At 66.7% G+C, this 10,190-nt stretch carries 9 protein-coding genes and 1 pseudogene; 6 read left to right on the top strand and 4 right to left on the bottom strand.

Translation table 11 applies throughout. The features are described 5' to 3' along the window. From IEY58_RS14070 to IEY58_RS14050, 5 genes and pseudogenes are all read left to right on the top strand, one after another. Positions 1-111 (top strand): annotated as a pseudogene (locus tag IEY58_RS14070) (IS5-like element ISNeu3 family transposase); the annotation flags it as partial. Between the two features lie 178 nt (positions 112-289). Beyond that, positions 290-607 carry a DUF1330 domain-containing protein gene (locus IEY58_RS14065; protein WP_189046733.1) on the top strand — a complete coding sequence of 106 codons (318 nt, stop codon included), beginning with the start codon at positions 290-292 and terminating at the stop codon, positions 605-607. Positions 608-611: 4 nt separating this feature from the next. Beyond that, positions 612-1,811 carry an aminotransferase-like domain-containing protein gene (locus tag IEY58_RS14060; RefSeq protein WP_189046731.1) on the top strand — a complete coding sequence of 400 codons (1,200 nt, stop codon included), beginning with the start codon at positions 612-614 and terminating at the stop codon, positions 1,809-1,811. A 171-nt stretch (positions 1,812-1,982) separates the two neighbouring features. After that, positions 1,983-2,651, top strand: coding sequence for a haloacid dehalogenase type II (locus tag IEY58_RS14055; RefSeq protein ID WP_189046729.1), 669 nt, complete (start codon positions 1,983-1,985; stop codon positions 2,649-2,651). A 29-nt stretch (positions 2,652-2,680) separates the two neighbouring features. After that, complete coding sequence (locus tag IEY58_RS14050; protein ID WP_189046727.1) at positions 2,681-3,955, top strand: NAD(P)/FAD-dependent oxidoreductase; 1,275 nt, start codon at positions 2,681-2,683, stop codon at positions 3,953-3,955. Positions 3,956-3,982: 27 nt separating this feature from the next. Here IEY58_RS14050 and IEY58_RS14045 read toward each other — a convergent pair whose 3' ends face one another. Genes IEY58_RS14045 through argE form a run of 4 tightly spaced genes read right to left on the bottom strand, consistent with a single transcriptional unit; the run spans position 3,983 to position 8,996 of the window. Then, positions 3,983-5,440: an NAD-dependent succinate-semialdehyde dehydrogenase gene (locus tag IEY58_RS14045; RefSeq protein WP_189046725.1), complete on the bottom strand. Its 1,458-nt coding sequence runs from the start codon at positions 5,438-5,440 to the stop codon at positions 3,983-3,985. A gap of 22 nt (positions 5,441-5,462) precedes the next feature. After that, complete coding sequence (locus IEY58_RS14040; protein ID WP_189046723.1) at positions 5,463-6,926, bottom strand: aldehyde dehydrogenase family protein; 1,464 nt, start codon at positions 6,924-6,926, stop codon at positions 5,463-5,465. A gap of 25 nt (positions 6,927-6,951) precedes the next feature. Next, positions 6,952-7,875 carry a 2-hydroxyacid dehydrogenase gene (locus tag IEY58_RS14035; protein WP_189046722.1) on the bottom strand — a complete coding sequence of 308 codons (924 nt, stop codon included), beginning with the start codon at positions 7,873-7,875 and terminating at the stop codon, positions 6,952-6,954. Then, positions 7,872-8,996, bottom strand: coding sequence for an acetylornithine deacetylase (gene argE, locus IEY58_RS14030; RefSeq protein WP_189046720.1), 1,125 nt, complete (start codon positions 8,994-8,996; stop codon positions 7,872-7,874). The genes IEY58_RS14035 and argE overlap by 4 nt, the downstream gene beginning before the upstream one ends. Before the next feature lie 261 nt (positions 8,997-9,257). On the opposite strand from argE, the gene IEY58_RS14025 reads away from it, so the two are divergent. Next, positions 9,258-10,154, top strand: coding sequence for a GNAT family N-acetyltransferase (locus IEY58_RS14025; protein WP_229743718.1), 897 nt, complete (start codon positions 9,258-9,260; stop codon positions 10,152-10,154). Positions 10,155-10,190: the final 36 nt, after the last annotated feature.

Below are 10,190 nucleotides of genomic sequence, written 5' to 3'. Positions count from 1 at the left end.
TTCTTCAACAAGCTCAAGCACTTCAGGCGCATCGCCACCAGATATGACCGCAGAGCTATCTATTTCCTCGCCGCCCTGCATCTCGCCAGCGCGATGATCTGGATGCGCTGAATGTCGATTCGTCCTAGGATCCGGCGATCGATGGGGTCCAGCTGCATGTTGGAGAGAATCCCTAAAAGATCGAATTCTATTAGACGAAAATAGCGCCATACTGTGTCCATGCGCAAATCTTTGCAGGGACACGCCAAGACTGAAGCAGCTATTCTCTATCGGAAACGAGGAGAGCGCCATGGCTGCCTATCTCATTGTCACCATGACCATCCATGATCCGGAGACCTACCGGAAATACACGGCACTGACGCCGGCCACGCTGGCGCGATACGGCGGCCGCTTCCTCACGCGCGGCGATGAGGTCTCGACGATCGAAGGCCCGGCCTTTACCGAGCGGCTGGTCCTTCTTGAATTCCCGGATCGTGCCGCCGTCATGGCCTGGTATCACGACGCTGACTACCAGAGCGCCGCGGCCTTCAGGCACGCCGCATCGACCGGCCGGATCATCCTGCAGGAAGGCCGCGACAACACCGCCACCCCCGACCCCTTGGTCTGACGCCATGCAACGCCCTGCCTTCGCCCGCTGGCTTGCTCAGACCAACGACGTCACGCAAATCTTCCTGTCTGCCGGGCAGCGGCCCGACCTGATCAACATGGCAGGCGGCTTGCCCGACCCGGCGGTCTGGCCGGTGGCCGAGCTTTCCGCCTTTGCGGCCTCGGCCGTCAGCGACCATCCGACCGAGACGCTTGGCTACGGTCCAATCGAGGGGCTTCCGGCGCTCCGCGACGCGCTCGCGGCACGGTTCAGTACCCCGGAGCTGACGCTCACCCGCGCGAATATATTGATCACGACGGGCGGCATGCAGGCGCTCGACCTGATCGGCAAGGTCCTGCTGGAGGAGGGCAGCCTGATTGCAGCCCAGACGCCGGCCTACTTGGGCGCGCTCGACGCCTGGCGCCCGCACGCGCCGCGCTATCGGACGATGCGGCTCGAGGATCCGGACTTTGCCCCGGCCACCGCCTTCGCCGGGGCGCAGTTCGCCTATACCGTCCCGAACTTCTCCAACCCCACGGGGCGTCTCGTGGGGCTGGACAGCCGGCGCGCCATGGTCGCCGCCGCCGAGACCACGGGCACCTGGCTGGTTGAGGACGATCCCTATGGCGCGCTCTATTACGACGGCGCGCCGCTGCCCCGGATGTTGACCCTGTCCGGTGTCGGGCAGACCGGCACCTACGCCGGGCCGGTGGTCTATCTCGGCACCTTGTCGAAGGAGCTGGCGCCGGGCTTCCGCATCGGCTGGATCATTGCGGCGCCGGAGATGATCGCAGCGCTGACGGCAGCCAAACAGGGCGCCGACATGTGCACCAGCGGCCTATGCCAGCAGATCGCCCTCAAGGCCTTCGAAAGCGGTCTCACCGACCGCATCCTCCCGGATATCCTGTCGCTCTATCGCAGCCGGCGCGACGCGCTGGGCGACGCCATGGCCAGCCATCTGGCCGCCCATCTCGACTGGCAGGTGCCGGTCGGCGGCATGTTCTTCTGGGCGACGGCGAAGGATCCGGCACTTGATACCGACCGCCTGCTGAGGCAGGCCCTCAAGCATGGCGTCTGCATCACGCCCAGCAGCGTGTTCGATCCCCATGGCGAGGACCGGCGCTCGATCCGCATCAATTTCACCCTGAACGCGCCGGAGCGGCTCGCCGAAGGCATCCGGCGGCTCGCGAACGCGATCGAGGCGACGCTGGCACAAACGGACTGAGCCGCCTCCGTCCATCGCGCGGGGGAGACCGAACACTGTGCCGAACGGGCGGCAGGAAACGACACAATCTGCGTTCCGGGCATAAGGATTCGGTCAATCCCGCCGCACTTCTCAGCCGTAGGATGACACCAGCAGAAACGTGGTTGGCTTCCTTGCTGAGGACGAATGCAGATGGCCGCAATCCGCCCCAAATACATCACCTTCGACTGCTACGGCACGCTCACCAATTTCCAGATCGCGGACGTCGCGCGCGAGCTTTACGCAAGCCGGCTCGACGACGCGCAAATGCAGAAGTTCATCGAGGATTTCACCGCCTATCGGCGGGACGAGATCCTGGGCGACTGGAAGCCTTACGGCCAGGTCATCCACAATGCGCTCGAGCGCACCTGCAAGCTGAACGGTGTCGCCTTCCGGCCCGAGGACGGGAAGCTGTGCTACGAGCGGGTGCCGACCTGGGGACCGCATCCGGACGTGCCGGCCGGCCTCGCCAAGGTCGCCAAGGAATTTCCGCTGGTCATCCTGTCGAACGCGTCGAATTCGCAGATCATGTCGAATGTCGAAAAGCTGGGCGCCCCCTTCCATGCCGTCTACACGGCAGAACGGGCTCAGGCCTATAAGCCGCGCTTGAAGGCATTCGAATACATGTTCGACATGCTGGGCTGCGGTCCGGAGGACGTGCTGCATTGCTCCTCGTCCTTCCGCTATGACCTGATGTCGGCGCATGACCTCCGCATCAAGAATAAGGTCTGGGTCAATCGCGGGCACGAGCCGGCCAATCCTTATTACGGCTATGTCGAGATTGCCGACATTTCCGGCCTGCCTGGCGTCGTCGGCCTCTGAAGACGGCTTATAGCGAGGGCTCTGGGCCGATGAAGTTCCTGTCCTACTGGCACGACACCGCGCCGGCCTTCACCGGGGCGGCGCCGGGCCCCGTCGAGGGACATTATGACGTCGCCGTCATCGGCGGCGGCTTTACCGGCCTCGCCGCGGCACGCCAGCTGGCCAAGGCGGGTGCCAAGGTGGTCGTGCTGGAGGCGGAACGTGTCGGCTGGGGCGCCTCGGGCCGCAACGGTGGTCACCTCAACAATGGCCTCGCCCACAGCTATCCGGCGGCCAAAGCGGAGCTGGGCAAGGAGCGTGCGATTGCGCTCTACAAGGCGTTCGACGCCAGCGTCGATACCATCGAGGCGCTGGTCGCCGAGGAAGGCATCGACTGCAATTTCCGGCGTGCCGGCAAGCTCAAGCTGGCGTCGAAGCCCAAGCACTTCGATGCGATCGCCCGCAACTTCGATGAGATCCATGCCGAAGTCGATCCCGACACGGCGTTGCTGTCGGCTGCGGATCTCGCATCCGAGGTCGGTTCGCCGTTCCACGGCGCGATGCTCTACAAGAAGAGCGGCATGATGCACATGGGCCGCTACGCCGTCGGCCTGGCGGAGGCGGCCCGTCGCCATGGCGCCACGATTTTCGAGCGGGCCGCCGTCACCGCCCAGAAGCACGCCGGCGGCCGGCACCAGCTGACGACGGCGCGGGGCAGCCTCAGCGCGGATAATGTCCTCGTCGCGACCGGCGCCTACACGACGGCGAATTTCGGCTATTTCAGACGGCGCATCGTCACGGTCGGCAGCTTCATCATTGCGACGCGGCCTTTGAGCGCCACGGAAATCGCCGCCACCATGCCGGGGAACCGGACCTGCGTCACGTCGATGAACGTCGGCAACTATTTCCGGCTCTCGCCGGACGACCGGCTGATCTTCGGCGGCCGCGCCCGCTTCTCGGCGGTGTCGGACCATCAGTCGGACGCGAAGGGCGGCGCCATCCTCAAGGCCACGCTGGCTGAGATGTTCCCGCAGCTCGCCAGTGTCGAGATCGACTATTGTTGGGGCGGCCTGCTCGACATGACCCAGGACCGCTATCCGCGCGCGGGCTATCACGACGGGGTCTGGTACGCCATGGGCTATTCGGGCCATGGCGCGCAGATATCGACCCATCTCGGCATGATCCTGGCCGACGCCATCCTGGGCCGGGAAGACCGCAATCCGATGAAGGGCGTCGACTGGCCGGCCATCCCCGGCCATTTCGGCAAGCCCTGGTTCCTGCCGCTGGTCGGGCTCTATTACAAGACGCTCGATCGCTTCCAATAGGCCAAATCGTTAAGGCGGTCGTCTCGGTCAGACGAGGCCGCCCATGTGGAAGCTCTTCGTTTCCAGATATTCCTCGATGCCGGCCTGGGCCCCCTCGCGGCCGAGGCCGGACTGCTTGATGCCGCCGAACGGGGCGACCTCGGTCGAGATCGAGCCGGTGTTGAGGCCGACCATGCCGAATTCAAGCGCCTCGCCGACCCGCCAGGCGCGCCGCAGGCTCTCGGTGTAGAAATAGGCCGCGAGCCCGAACGGCGTGCCGTTGGCGATCGCGAGCGCCTCCTCCTCGGTTTCGAAGCGGAAAAGCGGGGCAACGGGCCCGAAGGTTTCCTCATTCGCGAGCAGCATCTCGGTCGTAGCGCCGGTCAGCGCGACAGGCGCCACATATTGTTCGCCCGGGGGGAGAGCGTGTGCGGTCGTCGCGATCTTCGCCCCTTTGGCCAGCGCGTCCGCCACATGCCGGCTGATCTTGTCGACGGCGGCCCTGTTGATCATCGGCCCGATCGCAACGCCGGCTTCGGTGCCTGGGCCAACCTTCATCGCGTTCACATGCGTGCTGAGCTTTCTGGCAAAGGCGTCATAGACACCCGACTGGACCAGAATGCGGTTGGCGCAAACGCAGGTCTGGCCGCCGTTCCGGAATTTCGAGGCGATGGCACCTTCCACGGCGAGGTCAAGATCGGCGTCGTCGAACACGATGAAGGGCGCGTTGCCGCCGAGCTCCAGACTGAGGCGCTTCACGCTGCCCGCGGCACCGCGCATCAAGAGCGAGCCGACGCGCGTCGAGCCGGTGAACGAGATCTTCCGCACGGTCTCGTTCACCATGATCTCGTTGCCGATCTCCGTCGGCATGCCGGTCACGATATTGATGACGCCGGCGGGGATGCCCGCGCGCTCTGCCAGCACGCCCAAGGCCAGCGCCGAATAGGGTGTAAATTCCGACGGCTTGATCACCACGGTGCAGCCGGCGGCGAGCGCCGGGGCCACCTTGCGGGCGATCATCGCATTCGGGAAGTTCCAGGGCGTGATGATGCCGCACACGCCGACCGGCTGTTTCAGGACGACGATGCGGCGATCCGGCGTGGGCGAGGGGATCGTCAGGCCGTTGATGCGGCGCGCCTCCTCGGCGAACCATTTGACGAAGGCGGCGCCATAGCGGATCTCGGCCTTGGCTTCCGCGAGCGGCTTGCCCTGTTCCGTGGTCAGGATCAGGCCGAGGTCGTCGGCATGCGCGATCATCAGGTCGTGCCAGGCCTCGAGCAGTGCCGCGCGCTCGGCGTGGGTCTTCCGCTTCCAGCCCTGATAGGCGGCGCCGGCCGCTTCGATCGCCGCACGGGTTTCGTCGCCGCCCATGTCCGGGACGGTGCCGACGACATCCTGCGTCGCTGGGTCGATCACCGCGACCGTCCTGCCGGATGCGGCCGCGGTCCATTCGCCGCCGATGAGACCCCGCTGGCGAAAGAGGCCAGCGTCTTTCAGATTTCGCATTGGATGTCCTCTTGATCAGCCCTCACAGGCCGATGAGCACGCTCTTGCTCTTGCGGTTGGCGAGATAGGCTTCACGCCCGAGATCCTTGCCGATGCCGGACCGCTTGTAGCCACCGGTCGGCAGGATATGGTCGCGCGACCGGCTGTAGCGGTTGATCCAGATGGTTCCGGCCTGGATCTGCCGGCTCAGGCGGATGGTGCGCGAGAGGTCGCTGGTGTAGAGGCCGGCGGCAAGCCCGTAGGTCGGGTGATCGGCGAGCGCCAGCGCCTCCTCCTCGTCGCGGAAGGTCTGGACCGTCAGCACGGGCCCGAAAATCTCCTCCGTGACCGCCGGGGACGACGGATCGACATTGGCAATCAGCGTCGGCTGGTAGAAATAGCCCTCCCGGTCGATCGGCCCGCCGCCGGTCAGGCAGTCGCCGCCGGCGGCGAGTGCCGCCTGGACGATGCCGTCGATCCGGCTGAGCTGCCGCTCCGAGATGATCGGCGAATATTGCGAGGTCTCGTCCCAGGTCGGGCCGGGGCGGACGTTCTTCATGCGCGCCGCCACCGCTTGCGTCACGGCTTCCGCGACGCTCTCCTCGACGAGGAGCCGGCTGCCGGCGACGCAGGCCTGGCCGGCATTGGCAAGGATGCTGGTGGCGATGGCACTCGCCGCCCGTTCGAGATCCGCATCGGCGAACACGATCTGCGGGCTCTTGCCGCCAAGCTCCAGGGTCATGGGCTTGATGCCGGTGCGGGCGATATTGGCCATGATCGCGGCGCCGGCGCCGGTCGAGCCGGTGAAGCTTACCTTGGCCACGTCTGGATGGCCGGCGATGGCTGCGCCGGTTGTCGGGCCGTCGCCCAGCACGATGTTGATAAGGCCGGCCGGCACGCCCGCCCGGACCGCGAGCTCGGCCAGGTAGACGGTCGAGAACGGCGTCATCTCGGACGGCTTCAGGACCACGGCATTGCCGGCGGCGAGTGCCGGCCCGAGCTTCCAGGCGGCGGTCGCAACGGGCACGTTCCAGGGCGCGATCGCACCGACGACGCCATAAGGCTCGGTCATGATCATGCCGAAGCTCTTGTCGTCCGTCGGCACGAGGTCGCTCGTCTCCTTGTCGGCGAATTCGGCGAAGAAGCGGATCTGCTCGGCGGTGACGGCGATATCGCCCGCGACGAGCAAGCCCACGGGCCGGGTCGACGACAGCGCCTCGATCTTGGCGAGCGTTTCGGCCTCGGCCTCGATCAGGTCCGCCCAGGCCTGCAGCACCTTGGTTCGTTCGCGCGGGCGGACGCCGGCCCAATTGCTCGTCTTCAAGGCCGCCTTGGCGCTCTCGACCGCCTGGTCCACGATCTCGTCGCCAGCCAGCGGGCAGCCGGCATAGGCCTTGCCGTCGGACGGGCGGCGCATGTCGATCGTGCCGTCGGCCGCGATCAGCCGGCCGTCGATGAAGTGGCCGATCGGCAGCGGCAACGTATCGGGATCGAAGCTCAGGCTCATGGGACGTCCTTTCGGCAGCGTTCGGTCAATAGCCGCGCCGGCGATCGACGAGTCCGATCGGGTCGAGGCCGGCGCGGTAGCGCTTGACGTTCTCGACCACGGCGCGGGCGGCGGTCGCCGCCTGGGTGATGCTGGCGACATGCGGGGTCAGGATGATCTTCGGGTGTTGCCAGAAGGCATGGTCCTCCGGCAGCGGCTCGGGGTCCGTCACGTCGACGACGGCGCCCGAGAGCCGGCCGCTGTCGAGGGCGGCGATCAGCGCGTCATGGTCGAGCTGTGGCCCGCGGCCGACGTGAACGAGCGCGCTTCCGGCCGGCAGCCGCGCGAAGAGCTCGGCATTGAGGAAGCCGCGCGTCTCATCCGTCAGCGGCAGCAAGCAGATGAGGATGTCGGCCTCGGCCAACATCGCCGTGAGGCCGGCAGCACCATGGTGGCAGGCGACGCCGTCGATCGCCCGCGGGCTTCGGCTCCAGGCGGCGAGCCCGAAGCCGAACGGCTTCAAGCGCTCCAGCACCGCTTGGGCAAGCATGCCGAGGCCGAGGATGCCGATGCGGCGCTCCGCCGCTTGGATCTGCGGCAGAGGCCGCCACTGCCGAGCGCGCTGCTGGGCGAAATAGGCCGGCATGTTGCGGTGGAGCATGAGGACCGCGCACGCCGCATATTCCTGCATCATGCGCACGATGCCGTCCTCGACCATGCGCACGACCTTGACATGGGCCGGCACAAGATCGAGGCGCAGCTGGTCGACACCGGCGCCGATCGAAAACAGCACTTCGAGATTGCGGTAGCGGGCAAGGTCCGCCGGGACCGTCCAGGTGATCAGGTAGCGCACGGCATCCGGATCGACCGCGGCGGCGTCCATCGCGAAGGGCACATCCGGCAGCGCCTCGGCAAAGGCCTCGGCGAAGACGGCGCCGCGCGTGGCATCCGAATTGAAAAGGAAGGTCATGCGGCACACCGGTGGCCCAGCGCCTCGATCATCCGCTGGCAGGCGGCGAGCTCGCTCGTCAGGATGAATTCGTCGGGCTTGTGCGCGCGGCCGATGTCGCCGGGGCCGCAGATGATCGCCTCGATGCCGGCCGCCTGGTAGAGCCCGGCCTCCGAGCCATAGCTGACGGCGGCGAGCGGCGCCTGGCCGGTCAGTTCCGCCATCACGCCCGCCAGCGACGCGTCCGACGCGAGCGACAGGGCGGGGTAGGCGCTCATGTGCGTCCATTCCGCGTCGACGCCCCTGGAGTGGAGCGCATCGACCGTCGCCTTCACGGGTCTCAGGAGGCCGGCTGGATCGACGCCCGCGATGGCGCGCGCCTCGACCTCGAGCGCGCAATGATCCGGGATGATGTTGATCGCCTGCCCGCCGGCAATGGTGCCGACCTGGAGGGAGGAATAGGCCGGCTCGAACGTGGGATCGAACGGGCCGTGCGTCAGCCGCTCCGCTTCCGCGACGGCCGCATTCAGGACTTCCGCCATCGCGTGAATGGCATTGCGGCCGAGATCGGGGCGCGACGAATGGCCGGCTGAGCCGCGGATCGTCACCCGGGCCGCGGTCTTGCCCTTGTGGGCGCGCACTGCGCGCAGGCTGCTCGGCTCGCCGATGATCGCGCCCAAGGGCTTGGCGCAGAGCCCGGGCAGGCGGGCGATCAGGTGTGGCGCGCCCTGGCAGCCGGCCTCTTCATCATAGGAGAACGCCAGATGGATCGGCCGGCCGATCCGCATGCCCGCGAGCTTCGGCACCGCGGCCAATGCCGCTGCGATGAAGCCCTTCATGTCCGTGGTGCCGCGCCCATAGAGCCGGTCGCCTGCCAGCCGCAGTGTGAAGGGATCAGAGCTCCATTCGGGCTCCTTGGCCGGCACTACGTCCATATGGCCGGACAGCACATAGCCCGGCACCGTGGCCGGGCCGATCGTGGCGAAGAGATTGGCCCGGTCGCCCTCCGGCCCGGTGAGGACGGAAACCCGCGCGCCGTAGCCCTCGAGATAATCCTTGATCCAACCGACGATCGCATCGTTCGGCGTGCCGACGACGGAGGGGAAACCGATCAGCCGGTCCAGAATCTCGATGACGGTCATCAGCACCCTCACGGCGATGCGAACAAGAGCTGAAGCGGTTCGGCACAGGACGAACGGCATTCATCACCCCTTGAAAATTCAAGGCATTGCCGCGCCATTAGATGCCGAATGCGAAACTGATTCGGTTTATTGTTGCGCCGCTTTGCGCCATTCCAGCGAATTGTGCCGGGGCGGCGGCCTATCCTTTGTGCTAATGGGACGGGGCTCGGCACCGGCATGGGCCCGGCCCTCTGGTCAGAATACCGCGTGGGGAGGTACCAAGTGCGGCCGTCCGACAGCCTGAACGTCGACGCCTTTGCGACGCGGGTCGACGACATCCGGGATGTGGAACTGGAACGGCTGCACGCCTTGTCCATCTCCGTCGGCTGGCCGCACCGGGCCGAGGACTGGCGATTTGTGCTGGAGCTCGGCAAAGGCATCGTGGCACTCGACGAGATCGGACGGGTGATCGGGTCGGCCATGTGGTTTACCCATGGCGCGGACTTCGCGACCATCGGCATGGTGATCACTCTGCCGCGCCTGCAGACCAACGGCACCGCCCAATGGCTGATGCAGCATGCCTTGACTGAACTGGCCGGGCGCGATTTGCGGCTGAACGCGACGCGCGCCGCCCGGCGGCTCTATCGGTCCCTGAATTTCCAGCCGGAAAAGACCGTGTTCCAGTGCCAGGGCACGGTACGGCTCACCGGCGACGGGCTCGATACCGCCGTGAACGGGCAGGTGGTGCCGCTAGAGCGCAAAGACCTGCCGGCCGTGATCGCCAGCGACGCGGCGGCATTCGGCGTGCAACGGGACATCCTCGCCGAGCGGCTGTTCGAGCAATCGACCGGCTACGGCCTGTTCCGAGACGGCGTGCTTGCCGCCTTCGCGCTCTGCCGGCCGTTCGGTCGCGGCCATGTCATCGGCCCCGTCGTGGCGGCCAACGACGACGACGCGATCGCCGTCGTGAGACCGCATATCGCGGCGCACGACGGCATGTTCCTACGCCTGGACACGCATTTCAGCACGGGCGACTTCGCCACGCTGCTTTCCCAAAGCGGCCTGCCCGTCTACGACACGGTGCTGACGATGTCGCTCGGCAAGCGCCTGGCCGACTTCGTGCCAAGTGGGCCTGCCCCGCTCGTGACCTACGGCCTCGTGAGCCAGACGCTCGGGTGACGGACTGCCGGGATCGCAAAAGTGTGAGGCCGACCT

Origin of the sequence: Aliidongia dinghuensis, assembly GCF_014643535.1 — a bacterium.
In the GTDB taxonomy this organism is placed as follows: Bacteria; Pseudomonadota; Alphaproteobacteria; order ATCC43930; family CGMCC-115725; genus Aliidongia; species Aliidongia dinghuensis.
Note: the sequence above shows the minus strand (reverse complement) of the source record. Positions and strands in the feature narration are given on the sequence as shown.